The organism is Pseudomonas vancouverensis, assembly GCF_004348895.1.
GTDB lineage: Bacteria > Pseudomonadota > Gammaproteobacteria > Pseudomonadales > Pseudomonadaceae > Aquipseudomonas > Aquipseudomonas vancouverensis.
This window is the reverse complement of record NZ_RRZK01000018.1, coordinates 1-13,337: the sequence shown is the minus strand read 5'-3', so window position 1 is coordinate 13,337 and position 13,337 is coordinate 1. Positions and strand designations below refer to the sequence as shown.

General features: G+C 58.7%; 15 protein-coding genes. 7 read left to right on the top strand and 8 right to left on the bottom strand.

The window, feature by feature from the left end; translation table 11 throughout:
- Positions 1–72 precede the first annotated feature (72 nt).
- The 5 genes from EIY72_RS13905 to EIY72_RS13885 form a co-directional block, all read right to left on the bottom strand.
- Positions 73–825 carry an N-formylglutamate amidohydrolase gene (locus tag EIY72_RS13905; protein WP_093222667.1) on the bottom strand — a complete coding sequence of 251 codons (753 nt, stop codon included), beginning with the start codon at positions 823–825 and terminating at the stop codon, positions 73–75.
- A complete protein-coding gene (locus tag EIY72_RS13900) occupies positions 809–2,164 on the bottom strand; it encodes a type I glutamate--ammonia ligase (protein WP_093222664.1) in 1,356 nt (451 codons plus the stop codon). Before EIY72_RS13900 ends, EIY72_RS13905 begins: the two co-directional genes overlap by 17 nt.
- On the bottom strand, positions 2,161–2,805 hold the full coding sequence (locus EIY72_RS13895; protein ID WP_093222661.1) for a cysteine hydrolase family protein: 645 nt from the start codon (positions 2,803–2,805) through the stop codon (positions 2,161–2,163). Before EIY72_RS13895 ends, EIY72_RS13900 begins: the two co-directional genes overlap by 4 nt.
- 2 nt (positions 2,806–2,807) lie before the next feature.
- Positions 2,808–3,662 carry a MurR/RpiR family transcriptional regulator gene (locus tag EIY72_RS13890; RefSeq protein ID WP_093222659.1) on the bottom strand — a complete coding sequence of 285 codons (855 nt, stop codon included), beginning with the start codon at positions 3,660–3,662 and terminating at the stop codon, positions 2,808–2,810.
- Between the two features lie 143 nt (positions 3,663–3,805).
- Positions 3,806–4,711, bottom strand: coding sequence for a LysR family transcriptional regulator (locus EIY72_RS13885; RefSeq protein WP_093222656.1), 906 nt, complete (start codon positions 4,709–4,711; stop codon positions 3,806–3,808).
- 109 nt (positions 4,712–4,820) lie between these two features.
- Between EIY72_RS13885 and EIY72_RS13880 the strand changes: the two genes are divergently transcribed.
- The 4 genes from EIY72_RS13880 to EIY72_RS13865 all read left to right on the top strand — a co-directional run bounded on the left by EIY72_RS13880 (position 4,821) and on the right by EIY72_RS13865 (position 8,406).
- Positions 4,821–5,660: a HalD/BesD family halogenase gene (locus EIY72_RS13880; protein WP_093222653.1), complete on the top strand. Its 840-nt coding sequence runs from the start codon at positions 4,821–4,823 to the stop codon at positions 5,658–5,660.
- 105 nt (positions 5,661–5,765) lie between these two features.
- On the top strand, positions 5,766–6,734 hold the full coding sequence (locus tag EIY72_RS13875; protein WP_093222651.1) for an ABC transporter substrate-binding protein: 969 nt from the start codon (positions 5,766–5,768) through the stop codon (positions 6,732–6,734).
- A 227-nt stretch (positions 6,735–6,961) separates the two neighbouring features.
- Complete coding sequence (locus EIY72_RS13870; protein WP_093222648.1) at positions 6,962–7,783, top strand: hypothetical protein; 822 nt, start codon at positions 6,962–6,964, stop codon at positions 7,781–7,783.
- A 206-nt stretch (positions 7,784–7,989) separates the two neighbouring features.
- On the top strand, positions 7,990–8,406 hold the full coding sequence (locus EIY72_RS13865; protein ID WP_093222645.1) for a glycine zipper domain-containing protein: 417 nt from the start codon (positions 7,990–7,992) through the stop codon (positions 8,404–8,406).
- A gap of 84 nt (positions 8,407–8,490) precedes the next feature.
- Here EIY72_RS13865 and EIY72_RS13860 read toward each other — a convergent pair whose 3' ends face one another.
- Positions 8,491–9,624, bottom strand: a complete 1,134-nt coding sequence (locus tag EIY72_RS13860) for an aminotransferase class V-fold PLP-dependent enzyme (protein WP_093222642.1) — start codon at positions 9,622–9,624, stop codon at positions 8,491–8,493.
- A 137-nt stretch (positions 9,625–9,761) separates the two neighbouring features.
- Positions 9,762–10,016 (bottom strand): hypothetical protein, encoded by a 255-nt coding sequence (locus EIY72_RS13855; protein WP_093222639.1) that lies wholly within the window; start codon positions 10,014–10,016, stop codon positions 9,762–9,764.
- A 123-nt stretch (positions 10,017–10,139) separates the two neighbouring features.
- Between EIY72_RS13855 and EIY72_RS13850 the strand changes: the two genes are divergently transcribed.
- Positions 10,140–10,313, top strand: coding sequence for a hypothetical protein (locus EIY72_RS13850; protein WP_157720938.1), 174 nt, complete (start codon positions 10,140–10,142; stop codon positions 10,311–10,313).
- A 7-nt stretch (positions 10,314–10,320) separates the two neighbouring features.
- Positions 10,321–10,998: a DUF3313 domain-containing protein gene (locus tag EIY72_RS13845; protein WP_093222636.1), complete on the top strand. Its 678-nt coding sequence runs from the start codon at positions 10,321–10,323 to the stop codon at positions 10,996–10,998.
- Between the two features lie 36 nt (positions 10,999–11,034).
- Here EIY72_RS13845 and EIY72_RS13840 read toward each other — a convergent pair whose 3' ends face one another.
- Positions 11,035–11,661 carry a TetR/AcrR family transcriptional regulator gene (locus EIY72_RS13840; RefSeq protein ID WP_093222633.1) on the bottom strand — a complete coding sequence of 209 codons (627 nt, stop codon included), beginning with the start codon at positions 11,659–11,661 and terminating at the stop codon, positions 11,035–11,037.
- 129 nt (positions 11,662–11,790) lie between these two features.
- Here EIY72_RS13840 and EIY72_RS13835 point away from each other — a divergent pair, with 129 nt between their 5' ends.
- The gene (locus tag EIY72_RS13835; protein ID WP_093222630.1) at positions 11,791–13,008 is read left to right on the top strand and encodes an MFS transporter; all 1,218 of its coding nucleotides are present in this window, start codon (positions 11,791–11,793) and stop codon (positions 13,006–13,008) included.
- The last annotated feature ends 329 nt before the right edge of the window (positions 13,009–13,337 follow it).

Below are 13,337 nucleotides of genomic sequence, written 5' to 3'. Positions count from 1 at the left end.
TGAACCTGGCAGGTTAAAAGACGCCCAAGCGGTTTTTTATAGTTGTATTACCGATTTAACAAGCAACAGCCTTTACAGCAGTGGAGCGAGATAGTCCGACCATGACTGAACAGCGTCCGGTTTTTTTAGCAAGTCGTTACGTACTTCAATGAGTGCTGCGTCAATGCCCCGTCGATCACCGTGGAAAGGCACGGTCATGTCTTCAAGTGCGTTGATCTCGTAGGGCTGGTTGGCGGCAACCTTGAGGTCCTGCGCAGCCAGGCCGTGAATCAGTGTTTGCGCGTAGGCATGGGCTCGGGCAAACAGAATGCCGGCTTCAAGCGTCCGTGGCTGTCCGTAATACACCGGTGTGAAGCTGTGTACGCCAACCACCCGCACGTCGCGGCCCGCAGCCAGTCGGGCGTCGATCAGCTCGCTCAACTTTCGATGAAAAGGTTCGAACAGACACGCTTGTCGATACTGGCGTGTCTTTTCATCCAGTTGCTGGTTGCCCAATACGTCATAAATCTCACTGCGAACAGGAATGCTGTCGGGCGCATCAAGTGGTCGATTGAGATCTATCAGCAGCCTCGAGTAGTTGGCACGGATCAAGGTTGCATCGAGCGTGCGCGACAGGCTTTCGGCCAGGGCCAATGCGCCGATGTCCCATGCGATGTGTTCCTTGGCTGCCTGTTCGCTCAGCCCCAGATCAGCCAGTTCAGGCGGGATGTATGCACTGGCATGCTCACAGACCAGAATGACCGGGTGTTCGCCACTTTCCCGACTTACGGAGTAGGCAGGCTGGTCGTACAGGCCCCATTCCGGTGATTCAGTAAAGACGCGCATAGTGTTCACACAATTCAACTGGGCTCATGGTCTGTGTCGACTTCAGTTCCTCTGCCTTCACGGCAAAGTAGGCATCGAGCAGCAATGTCGGCAGTTGCGCGATCAGCTCTTTGCTATCACGCAAACTGACCAATGCATCGTTGAGGGAGCCGGGCAGGGCGACGATGTTTCGCGCCTGGCGTTGCTCCTGGCTCAGGTCGTCCGGCGCTTCATCGGCCGAAGCCTCCAGTGCCAGTTTTTGTTCGATGCCCAATCTGCCGGCCATCAGCACTGTCGCCATGCTCAAGTGCGGCGACGATGTTGCGTCGAGCGGACGAAATTCCAGGTTGTACTGTTTTGCCGGAGAGCGATTGCCGATGGTGATGGTCGGACAGATGCGTAGCGAAGCTTCACGGTTGCGCTGGCCAAGGTTGGCGTATGCCGCACTCCAGTGATGAGGCTTCAGGCGCAGGTAGGAAATCGGCGTCGGCGCACTGAACGCACAGAGTGCCGGCAGGTATTTCAAAACCCCCGCTGCCCAGTGCCGACCCAATGCCGAAAGGCCGTTGCTCTCCTGCGCACTGTACATGACGGGGTGTCCCGCCTGATCCTGCAAACTGATATGCAGATGCACACCGTTACTCACGCCATCGGGTTGGAGCTTGGGCGCGAAGCTGATGTCCAGGCCCATCTGCCGGGCGATTTCGCGGGTGATTTCCCGCACGTTCACGGCCCTGTCGGCTGCGGCGACGCCCTGAATCGGGCGGCAGGTGACTTCATACTGTGCCTTGCCGTATTCCGGCAAAAACATTTCCGGCTCAACCCCGGCGGCTTTCAGGGCGCTGAGCAACCAGCCTCCGAATGATGCCGCGTGATGTTGGGCCGCCAGAGAAAAGGCGTGGTGCGAGTTCGCCGCATCCAGGTAGCCGAGGTTGAACTCGTGTTCGAACGCTGCCGTGACCTCAAGCCCGAGATCGTCGCGATAGCGCTGGATTTCGTTACGCAACAAGGTACGCGGGCAGGCGGCCCAGGGCTGGCCGTCCGTTTCACAGATATCGGCGTGGATAAAGTCCATCCCTGGCGCATTGGCGTCGGGGCCATTGGGCACGCGTACACGGCTGCTCATGTCCGGAATCAGCCGCAGGTCGCCAAAGGATCCCCACGGGTTATCCGCCGCAACCAGCCCCTGAGGGGTCAAGGCGCTATTGGCGGGAACCCAGCCACAACCGGCGACTTGATAGCTTTCCAGTTCGTCAGTGGGAAACGAGCGTCCGCGAGTGATGCCAATCAGGTCAGTCGTGACAATCGTGGTCATGGCCGTGGGTGCCACAGGAGGTTTGCTTGCGCTGGACAGGCTCATGCTCCCATCTCCTGCAAGCGGTCGATGACTGTCTGGGTATCAGTGATCCAGCAGTAACCCTTGATCGCCTCCAGACAGGCCTGATGCCTTGCTGCGGTGTAGGTGGCGCACGCATCTTCGACCAGCGTGACCAGGTAGCCCCGATCGGCTGCGTCGCGAACCGCCATGTCCACACATTGGTCAGTAACGATCCCGGCGATGATCAGGTGGCGGGTCTGAAGGTTGCGCAGCACGTAGTCGATATTGGTCGAGTTGAAAACGCCAGAAGAGGTCTTGGGCAGGACGATCTCGTTTTCAGTGATCGCGAGTTCATCAATGATGCCGGCCTCATAGCTGCCCTTGGGCAGGTGCATATCCGACAACTTGTGATCCAGTGAGCGGTCACGACCATCGGCGGTCAGGCTCTCTATGATGGTATGCAGCACATTTTGCCGGGCGCCACGCACGGCGTTGAGCAGCTTGATCTGGTTGGGTATTACCTGAGCCTGGGTGCGAGTCAGGAAGTATTCTGCCTGCGGCCCTTGCAGATGCGGATCAAGCCTGGGGTCAAGCCAGGCACGCTGCATATCGACCAGCAGAAGCGCCGTGTGCCCCTGGCTGAATGGCAAATCACGCGGGGAGTGATGGGGAAGGCTGAACATTATTATTTTTCCTCCAGGAGATGGGCGGCAAATCCGGCGCGCAACGAATCGATGGCTTCCAGGCGATCATTGAGGTTGGTGCTGCGCTGGGTCAGGCTGGCAATCAATGCTTCAACCTGGGCCAGGGCCGGAACCAGCGTGTCGAAGGCCGATACCGATTCGACCGGCGCACTGATGATCAGGTCGGCCAACTCGCGCAGGGGGGATACATAGACGTCGGTGAACAGGACGATGCGGGCGTTGCGCGCCTTGGCCGCCGTGGCGACGCGAAGTGCCTGGGTCTGGTAGCGGCGATAGTCGAAAAGCAGTACGACATCCTGGCGCTGAATGTCATGCATCCGATCGGGAAGCTGGGCGTTGTCCTCCAGCGTATGACAGCCCGGACGCAACAAGCGCAAGTGACTGACCAGATAGCCGGCGAGAAAGCTGCTGAGTCGACCGCCAAAGCAATAAACCTGATGGCGACTGTCAAGAATCCAGTCGACCAGGACCCGTACATCTTCAGGTTGGGTCAGGCTTTGAGTTTCTTGAAGTGTGCGGCCGCTGTCCTGCAGATAGAGACCCCAGGCATCGTCCTGATTATGGTGAGCGCGGGGCTGAAGCAAGGTGATGGGCGACCGCAGTCGTTGGTCCATCTCACTGAGCAAGGCTTCCTGAAAGTCAGGGTAACCGGCAAATCCAAGCTTCTTGACCAAGCGCATGATGGTCGGGTCGCTGACACCGGCCTGTTCCGCCAGGCGGGCCATAGAGCCCAGTCCACTTCGTGGATACTGATCAAGCAAAACACGAATGACCTTGCGTTCAGAAGGGGTTGGCTTCAGAGCGGCATCGGTAATTTTTTCTCGTAAATTCGTCATCGAATCGCCTTTTAAAGCGCTGTTGTTTTTATTACAGAACCATCTGAATTAATCCTATATGTAGTGGATTGAACATGTCTAGCGTTTTCTTGCCCTGTTGTCGTATTCACTACAGCAGTGAAAAACCATGAACAGGCACGGCGTCAAATCCCGGAGGCGGCATCTTTCATCCAGCTATCGAGCGCCGCCACCATTTTACTGACTTCACTGTCCTCCCGTTCCGAGGGGCGCACAATGGCGTTCCAGGCGATATCCAGGCCGTCGTTCAGGGCCGCCCAGGCCAGTTCCCCGCGCTCGAGGCTGGGGGTCACCAGATCCCGTTGCAAGATGCTGATGCCGTATCCCGAACGCACCAGTTCAACGATGGCCTCGATCAATTCCACAGTGATCATGCGGCGCGGCAAGATGCTGGCGGGGGCGAAGAAGCGGTCGTACTCCCAACCACTGGCGCGGTCGGTCGAATAGGTCACCAGGTTGTATGTCTTGAAGTCCTGGGCGTAGATGTTTTTCCTGCCCGCCAGGGGATGATCGGTGGCCATGATCGCGATCAGGTCGTCGCGGAACAGCGGCAGCCTGGCGACACCGCTGGGCACCATGCCGTCGTCGATGATCGACACATCCAGCCGGCCTTGCATCAGGCTCGCGTAAACGTCGTTACGGGGCACGGTCACCAGGGTGATTTCGATGTCTGGCCGCAGACTCGAATAGTGTTTGATGAATTTTGGAATCCAGCGAAACGGGCCGTAGGAGGTGACTCCCATGCGCACAAACGCGGTGACGCCACCGGCCATGGACCGGGCTTCGGATTCGGCTTCATTGAGTATGGCGATGATGTCTTTGGCGGCCCGCTCCAGGCGCACGCCGGCAGGGCTGAGTCGAAGCTTGCCGCCCGAGCGTTCCGTCAGGGTCACCCCCAAGCGCCGCTCCGCTTCGCGCAGGCGGTGACTGACGGCCGAAGGTGTCAGCCATAAACGCTCGGCCACGGCGGTGACCGAATCGACTTCCGCCAGGGTTTGCAGCATGACCAGGTGATCCAGTGTCAGTCTCATGGTTATACGACCTGAAAATAATTCACAAAATCGCGTAAAATTATGAGCGTGACTTGTTTCTGGTGGCGATGCAATCTGAATTCAGCAGAGCCAACGGAGACCTATAACAATGACAACCCTGCCTTTCACACCCGCGCCAACCCTGGGCGATCTCGTCGATCTCGAGCAGTACCCGATCACTGATCGCAGCAGTTCCGCTTACCTCGACTTGGTCACTCGCAGTCAGTCGTTACTGGCAGAAGAGGGCGTTGCGATCTTTCCCGGTTTTGTCCGCAATCCCTCGGTTGAGGCGATGGCGCAGCAGACACTTGCCCTGCACCCGCGCATGTTTCATTTTCGGGAAAACCACACGGTTTATTTCAAGCCCCAGGACGAAAGCGTTGATCCGCAACATCCGCTACGACGCTTGATGAACACGGCGAAAGATACCGTTGCTTATGCCGATATTCCTGATGAACATTTGATCCGGCAGATCTACGGATCGGACGATGTCCTGGCGTTCATCAAGGATGTCCTGGACCTGGACGCGCTCTATCGACATGCTGATCCATTGGCCGCCCTCAACTTGCAGGGCTTCACCGCAGGGCAGGAGTTGGGCTGGCACTTCGATCGTTCCGACTTCAGCGTCACGCTGTCCCTGCAGGCGGCCAATGCCGGCGGCGATTTCGAATACGTGCGCATGCTGCGCAATGAAAACGACGATTGCTATGACGCGGTCCGTGGCTTCCTCGATGATGCGCAAACCCAACAGGTGGAGGTGCTGCCGCAGGTACCCGGTACCCTGACCTTGTTCCGCGGCCGCTATTCATTGCACAGGGTCACGCCGGTGCAAGGCGACCGGCTGCGGCTCAACGCGGTGTTTGCCTACGTCGACCGGCCGGATGTCGAGTTCAGTGCCTATGCACGCCAGTTGTTCTATGGACGCACCTCGGTTGATCCAGTGGCTTGAGTCTGAACCCTGATAACAAGAACGTTTGATTCACTTCTTCGCTTCACGTGCTTGCGCACGCCACAGTTCGCTGCCCCCAATAATAATGATTCGGAGCGTCTGATCATGAAAAACAGGAAGAGTTTGTTGGCCTCGTTGCTCACCCTTGGCTTGCTTGTCGGCAGTGCTTCCAGCCAGGCCTCGGGGTGGTGTGAATCGGGCAAGCCGGTGAAGTTTGCCGGGTTGAACTGGGAGAGCGGGATGCTCCTCACCGACATCATGATGATTGTGCTCAAGGATGGTTATGGCTGTGCAACGGATCAGTTGGTGGGCAACACCATCATTCTCGAGACCGCACTGGCCGGCAACGACATCCAGGTGTTTGGCGAGGAATGGATGGAGCGCAGCGAAGTCTGGAAAAAAGCGGCGGCGGCCGGGAAGGTCGTCGGGGTTGGCGCGCCGATCATCGGTGCGACCCAAGGCTGGTATGTGCCCCGTTACGTGGTTGAGGGCGACGCCAAACGTAAACGCCCGGCGCAAGCCCCGGACCTCAAGACCGTCGCTGACCTGAGCAAATACGCGAGTGTTTTTCATGACGCGGAGGAACCGTCCAAAGGCCGCTTCTACAACTGTCCTGCGGGCTGGATATGTGAGCAGGACAATACCGATATGTTGAAGGCGTACGGTCTTGAAAACACCTACACAAACTTCCGCCCAGGTACGGGTGCGGCATTGGATGCAGCGGTGCTGTCCAGCTACAAACGCGGTGAGCCGGTGCTGTTCTACTACTGGTCACCAACGCCACTGATGGGGCAGATCGATGCCGTCAGGCTGGAGGAAAAGACCGGGTCCAACAAAGACGTCGTGACCATGGTCGGGCTCTCCAAGGCTTTTCATGAACAGGCCCCGGAATTGGTCGCGGTGTTGGAAAAGGTCAACATCCCCATCGATATGCTGAATCAGAACCTGGCGAGAATGACCCAAGAGCGCATCGAGTCGCCAAAACTGGCGAGGATCTTCCTCAAGGAACACCCGGAGATCTGGCACGCCTGGGTCGATGAAGGCGCCGCGAAGAAGATTGAGGCATCGCTCTAACGTTGTTTAAAACTCAGCCTTTTGGGTTTCAAGACGAGGCATCCTTGGATGCTTCGTCTTTTACTCATTGCTCGGGTTGCCCGCGTCTTGTCCGTTGACGGTTTTGACGGGAGAGCCCGCTATCGATCGACAATCACCGGCAAAAAAATGGGAAAAATTGCGCATTGATCAGCTTTGCCTACGCTCATTGCTTATTGCGTATTTTTGTCGACCACAGGTGATTTGCAATGGATTGGAAAGGGCGATGCAGATACACCACTTCGGCATTGATTGGCGCGTTGTGCCTCGCACCCCTGGCGCAGGCTGAGGATTCGGCGGAGCTGGCGAAAAAAGCGCTCAACCCGGTTGCCGCCATGTACAGCCTGCCGGTGCAGTACAACTGGGACCAGAAAATGGGTCCGAGTGGTGAGGGCATGCACAGCGTGACCAACATTCAGCCGGTGCTGCCATTTACCCTCAATGATGACTGGAACCTGATTTCGCGCACCATCCTGCCGGTCATCGATCAGCACGGCCTGGCCGACAATGGTGCGGCGGACAAGTCCGGCGTCGGCGATATCACCCAGAGTTTTTTCTTTTCGCCGAAGCAGCCCACGGCCAGTGGCTGGATACTGGGCGTTGGTCCGGCGATATTGATTCCCACCGGCAGTGATGAGTTGCTCGGGAGCGAGCAGTGGGGCCTCGGCCCTACCGCCGTTGCGCTGAAACAGGAACATGGCTGGACCTACGGCATGCTCGCCAACCATATCTGGGGCCTGGACGGCAGCCCGCCGGATGACAAGGACAAGGTCAACCAGACGTTCCTGCAACCCTTTCTCTCCTTTACCACCAGCAGCCTCACCACGTACGGCGTGAACACCGAATCCACCTACAACTGGCAGTCACGGGAATGGTCAGTGCCGGTCAACCTGACGGTCACGCAGCTGTTGAAAATCGGCGGCCAGCCACTGACGATTCAAGCCGGGCCGCGCTACTGGCTCGACAGCCCGGATGACGGCCCGCAGGGCTGGGGATTTCGTTTCGCGGTGACGATGTTGTTTCCGCGTTGAGCCAGCCGCGACCGGCTCAGCCGACCATCGGCCGGACGCGCGCAACCTGATGTAAGCGAGGAGCATTCAGCGCGGGACACTCGATAAGCGGTGGTCCTAAGCGGCGATTGCTTGACCCAGGTTAATGCACGACCGAATACACATTGACCTGAACATTGGCGAGCCACAGACTTTCCGGCTCTTTTGAATGTCTTGAGGTCTGTCGGATGCGTAAATCATTGTCGGTCGTTGCGTTGAGCCTGCTTGTCTCTCATCACGCCTTCGCCGGGGACTCCATCAACACCGCAGTTGGCGGCGGCATCGGTGGTGCCCTTGGCAGTGTGGTCGGTCAGTCTGTCGGCGGTAGCACAGGCGCGGCGATCGGCGCCGGGGTCGGCGGTGCCGCCGGCGGTGCGATGACGGCCAAGAGCGGCAAGAAAACCGAGTCGGCCATTGGCGGCGGTCTCGGCGCCGTCGGTGGCCAGGTCATCGGCAACAGTGTCGGCGGCTCAACCGGTGGTGTGATCGGCGCGGGCCTGGGCGGTGCGGCGGGCGGTGCGGTCGGCAACAGCCTGGCCGATGACAACGACCATCACTCCGGCCACAAGCACAAGCATAAAAACAAGCACAAGCACCACGATTGATTCATCGGGTGTTGTGCATTGTTTCGTCCGTCGGTGGCGTGATTTGCCTTGCTTTTTCGCGAGGCGGGTCAGCAAGAGGCGGGTTTAGTTCGCCATCACCTCGTCCAGTGCCTGCTCGAGTGTGCTGACCGTGCGCTCGATATTGCGCAGTTTTTCGAGGCCGAACAAACCGATGCGGAAGGTCTGGAAGTCGGCCGGTTCGTCGCATTGCAACGGCACGCCGGCGGCGATCTGCAGGCCGTGGTTGGCGAATTTCTTGCCGCTCTTGATCTCGGCATCATCGGTGTAGCTCACCACCACACCCGGGGCCTGAAAGCCGGCGGCGGCCACGCTTTTGATGCCTTTGCCGGTCAACATGGCGCGCACCCGATCGCCCAGAGCTTGCTGTTCGTCGCGGATTTTGGCGAAACCGTAGGCTTGCGTCTCGTTCATCACGTCATTGAATCGTGCAAGGGCATCGCTGGGCATGGTCGCATGGTAGGCGTGCCCACCCTGTTCGTAGGCCTGCATGATCTGCAGCCACTTTTTCAGGTCGCAGGCGAAGCTGCTGCTTTGCGTGTGCTCGATGCGTTCGAGGGCCCGGGAACTGAGCATCACCAGGGCGCAGCAAGGGGAGGCGCTCCAGCCTTTCTGCGGTGCGCTGATCAGCAGGTCGACGGCGCATTTGTGCATATCGACCCAAATCGTTCCCGAGGCGATGCAGTCCAGCACGAACAGGCCACCCACCGCATGCACGGCATCGCCGACGGCCCGCAGGTAGTCGTCGGGCAGGATGATCCCTGATGAGGTTTCAACGTGGGGGGCGAAGACTACCTGTGGCTTCTGCGTGGCAATGGCAACCAGCACTTCGTCCAGCGGTGGCGGGGCGTAGGCCGGCTGGCGCCCGGTGTCGACTGGTCGTGCTTTCAGCACAGTTGTCGCCGCGGGGATCTTGCCCATCTCGAGGATCTGGCTCCAGCGATAACTGAACCAGCCGTTGCGGATCACCAGGCATTGCTGGTCGCTGGCAAACTGGCGTGCCACCGCTTCCATACCGAACGTGCCGCTGCCCGGAACCACCGCAACGCCCTCGGCGTTGTAGACCTGCTTCAGGGTCCTGGAAATGTTCTTCATCACGTCTTGAAATGACTGCGACATGTGGTTGAGCGAGCGGTCGGTGTAGACCACTGAATACTCGACCAGCCCCTCGGGATCGATACTGGGATACAGCTTTGACATGGCGTGACTCCTTCGGCAGAGATGTCAGTGGTACCGACCCTGCCTCAAGCCTTGGCAAATGACAAGATTACCCGGCGTTGAATGGCGACTTCTGTCGAAATGAGCCCGCCTGCGCCATGCCCGTCGAGGGAGCAGGTTCAGTATTTGATATCCCGGGCTTTTTGCCGTCCTTCCTGCTTCGTATGGCGTTTGTCCTGCCGGCAACCGGGGTTGCTCTTGGCATCGGCGGCGCGACAATCCTGTTTCGTCGTGCGTGCATCCTGGCGCGTTTCCTGGCGGGTATCGCGCGCCTCACGACGCTTGTCTGCGCGTTCGGTGGCCGCCCAGGAAGCCCCGTTCACCAGCAGTAGGACAATCATGGCGATCCAGCCAAAGGTCCTTTGCGTTCTCATGATCTGATCTCCATGAACTCGATGTCGGATTCCAAGTACAGCTGATTTCCAGGAATCGCGCAGGCCAAGGCATGGCCGTTCATCCATCAGCAGGCGGGCAAGAGCCGCCAATTGATTGCACTGATGAGCAAGAGCCGCAGGTCTTTCATCTATGCTGTGGATCTGGACTCCGACCCTATTATCAGTTGGACCTTGATCCGGCTTGACCGCATGCCGACAACACTCGGATTCCAGCTGGAAACCCGGTTTGTCGATGCTGAATTTCTGCTGTTGGAAAACGACTCAATTGTGGAGTGAAGCCGCCATGACCCTGGCCCGGAAACTGTTCGTAAGTGTCGCACTGGCTGGCCTCCTGCTCGGTGGTTGCACGTCCCAGGTCACCGAGCGCGAGCAGTATTCAGGCTTCCTGTCCAACTACAACAACCTGGAAGAGGTGACGACGACCTCGGGCGAAAAGGCCTTGCGCTGGGTGAACCCGGCGTGGAACCCGAATGCGTACGACACCATAGCCTTTCGAACCCTGGAGTTTTACCCCGCGCCAAAACCCAATGAGCAGGTCAATCGGCAGACCCTGGCCGAGCTGCAGGACTTCATGTCCAGAAAGGCCAAACTCGCGCTGGGCCAGAAATACCAGAGGGTGTCCAACGTCGCCGCTGCACCGGCCGGCTCACGCCCCCTGATCCTGCGAGCGGCCATCACTGGCGTCAGCGCTTCGAACGAAGGCATGAAGTGGTACGAAATCATGCCGATCGCCGCCGTTGTTGGCGCCACACAAGCCGCCACCGGACATCGGGATCAGGACACCAATCTGTTCATCGAAGCCGAATTCATCGACGGACGAACCCATCAGACCATGGCCAAAGTGGTGCGCAAGGTCTTCGGCAGCCAGCTCGAAAACGAGAGCCAGAAAATCACCACCAAGGACTTCAAGGCCGCGATCGAAAAATTGAGCGTTGATCTCAAGACGTTTATCCAGCGATGAGCGGTGGCAGCTCCATAATCCCTTTAAACCATTGCATCAGGTGGGCGGCACGGTAGAGGCAGCAATGTCCCACGTCAGCATTATTTGAGTGATGGCCGCATCAATGACCTCATGCTGCGCGTTATCCCGAGCAAGGATGGAAATACCCAACAGGAAACTGTCGAACACCGTAGCCATCGCGGGCGCGTAGATATTGCCTGGCAGCTGACCGGCACTGACGCCCCGTTCAACACACGCCAGAATCCCCGCGCGAGTGCGCAGGCGAGATCGGGTCAGGGCATCGACCACCCGAGCATTCTCGGGGCTGGGCGCGCTCATCATGCCGAGGGCCACCATGCAACCCTTGGGATGGCCTTCTTCACACTGCATGCGTGCCGACTGACGCAGCGCGGTCTCGATGGCCTGGCGTGGCGGCAGGCTTTCGTCCCACAGGCATTCGGTGACTTGGGCGAAGGTCGCCAGGTAACGCTGAACGCACTCTTCAAACAGCGCTTCCTTGGAGCCGAACGCCGCGTAAAAACTCGGCGCGGAGATCCCGCCACCGAGTCCGGCTTTCAATTGAGAGAGGGAGGTCGCGTCGTAGCCGTATTGCCAAAACAGGTGCAAGGCCTGTTCCACGGCGTGGTCGCGGTCGAAGGTGCGGGGACGGCCCATCTGCGCCATTTCAAGGCTCCTCTGAAAGACGACATAAATACTAATCGATACATAAGTTGTTGACAACGAGCGCTGACCGCCCTCAACATCTGTATCGATCGGTATTTAAATCTGAAGTCTTCGCCAAAGGAGTTTCCCGTGACGCCCTCATGCACCTTATCGACAACGCCCGACCGTCTGCCCATTGGCGCATTGCTTGCTCTGGCCATGACCGGCTTCATCTGCATCGTCACCGAAACCCTGCCCGCGGGCCTGTTGCCGCAGATCAGTGAAGGCCTGGCGATTTCCCCCTCCATGGCCGGCCAGATGGTCACCGCTTATGCTCTGGGCTCGGTGTTGGCGGTCATTCCCATGACCATCGCCACCCGTGGCTGGCGCCGCCGTAACGTGCTGCTGCTGACCATCATCGGTTTCTTGCTGTTCAATTCCATCACTGCGCTGTCATCCCATTACGGCGTGACGCTGGTGGCGCGTTTTTTCGCCGGTGTCGCGGCGGGGCTAGCCTGGAGCTTGCTGGCCGGCTATGCACGCCGCATGGTTGCGCCCCATCAACAGGGCAAGGCGCTGGCGCTAGCCATGGTCGGCACACCGATTGCCCTGTCGCTCGGCGTGCCCCTCGGTACCTGGCTGGGTGGTCTCATGGGGTGGCGCATCACGTTCGGCACCATGTCGGCCTTGACCCTGTTGTTGATCGTCTGGGTACTGGTGAAAGTCCCCGATTACCCGCCCCAAGCCGCACACCAGCGCATGTCGCTGCGCACCGTGCTGACCACGCCGGGGGTGCGACCTGTGCTGGCCGTGGTGATCAGCTGGATGCTGGCGCACAACATGCTCTACACCTACATCGCACCGTTCGTGACGCCGGTGGGGTTGGGGGGGCAAGTTGATTTGGTGTTGTTGGTGTTTGGCATGGCGGCGTTGGTGGGGATTTGGATGACTGCCAAATTGGTTGAACCGTTGTTGCGTAAGACGGTATTGGTGAGCCTGGCAGCGTTTGCGGCGGTTTCCTTGACGTTTGGTTTTTTCGGTAGCGTGCCAGAGGTGATCTACATCGGCGTGGCTGTTTGGGGATTGAGCTTCGGTGGGGCGGCGACGTTGCTGCAAACGGCACTGGCGGACGCGGCCGGAAATGGGGCGGATGTGGCGTTGTCGTTGAACGTGGTGGCCTGGAACAGCGCGATTGCGGGGAGTGGGGTAGTGGGTGGGGTGTTACTGGACAGGTGGGGCGTCGGCGCTTTTCCATGGGCAATGGTGATGTTGGTGAGTGTGGGGTTCGCCATTGTCTGGAGCGCTCGGGCTCACGGCTTCAAATCGGGCCCGCGTGCAGCTGGCAGGCCTGCGGTTGCGGGGCACTGAATCACATGAAAAAGCGCCTATCTGAGGGGCGGCGTTGAATCGTTAGCAATATTTGATTTGTTTCTGACATCTGCAAAGGGTCGTTATCGATCCAATGCGGACGTTCACCAGGGCCCGATATCACCAAGGCCACGTGAAAACGCAGAAGCAGCAAAGTTTTGTGAGTCCATGGCAGAAAGAACAGATGTCCTCGAACGGTTGATTCGTTCAGAACCAGTGCTCGTACATCTTCAAGAGAAACTCCGGATTTACAGGCGCGTTTGATGCCGAGCCGATGACAGAATCAATGCCGCACTTTGGACACAAAGCTGTGTTACCGCCGTCGACCC

Excerpts from the sequence above, each read along its gene's own strand:
- EIY72_RS13870 (WP_093222648.1), top strand. The coding sequence starts at position 6,962 with ATGGATTGGAAAGGGCGATGCAGATACACCACTTCGGCATTGATTGGC.
- EIY72_RS13855 (WP_093222639.1), bottom strand. The coding sequence starts at position 10,016 with ATGAGAACGCAAAGGACCTTTGGCTGGATCGCCATGATTGTCCTACTG.
- EIY72_RS13895 (WP_093222661.1), bottom strand. The coding sequence starts at position 2,805 with ATGTTCAGCCTTCCCCATCACTCCCCGCGTGATTTGCCATTCAGCCAG.
- EIY72_RS13845 (WP_093222636.1), top strand. The coding sequence starts at position 10,321 with ATGACCCTGGCCCGGAAACTGTTCGTAAGTGTCGCACTGGCTGGCCTC.
- EIY72_RS13875 (WP_093222651.1), top strand. The coding sequence starts at position 5,766 with ATGAAAAACAGGAAGAGTTTGTTGGCCTCGTTGCTCACCCTTGGCTTG.
- EIY72_RS13840 (WP_093222633.1), bottom strand. The coding sequence starts at position 11,661 with ATGGCGCAGATGGGCCGTCCCCGCACCTTCGACCGCGACCACGCCGTG.
- EIY72_RS13905 (WP_093222667.1), bottom strand. The coding sequence starts at position 825 with ATGCGCGTCTTTACTGAATCACCGGAATGGGGCCTGTACGACCAGCCT.
- EIY72_RS13885 (WP_093222656.1), bottom strand. The coding sequence starts at position 4,711 with ATGAGACTGACACTGGATCACCTGGTCATGCTGCAAACCCTGGCGGAA.
- EIY72_RS13865 (WP_093222645.1), top strand. The coding sequence starts at position 7,990 with ATGCGTAAATCATTGTCGGTCGTTGCGTTGAGCCTGCTTGTCTCTCAT.
- EIY72_RS13890 (WP_093222659.1), bottom strand. The coding sequence starts at position 3,662 with ATGACGAATTTACGAGAAAAAATTACCGATGCCGCTCTGAAGCCAACC.
- EIY72_RS13880 (WP_093222653.1), top strand. The coding sequence starts at position 4,821 with ATGACAACCCTGCCTTTCACACCCGCGCCAACCCTGGGCGATCTCGTC.
- EIY72_RS13860 (WP_093222642.1), bottom strand. The coding sequence starts at position 9,624 with ATGTCAAAGCTGTATCCCAGTATCGATCCCGAGGGGCTGGTCGAGTAT.
- EIY72_RS13850 (WP_157720938.1), top strand. The coding sequence starts at position 10,140 with ATGAGCAAGAGCCGCAGGTCTTTCATCTATGCTGTGGATCTGGACTCC.
- EIY72_RS13900 (WP_093222664.1), bottom strand. The coding sequence starts at position 2,164 with ATGAGCCTGTCCAGCGCAAGCAAACCTCCTGTGGCACCCACGGCCATG.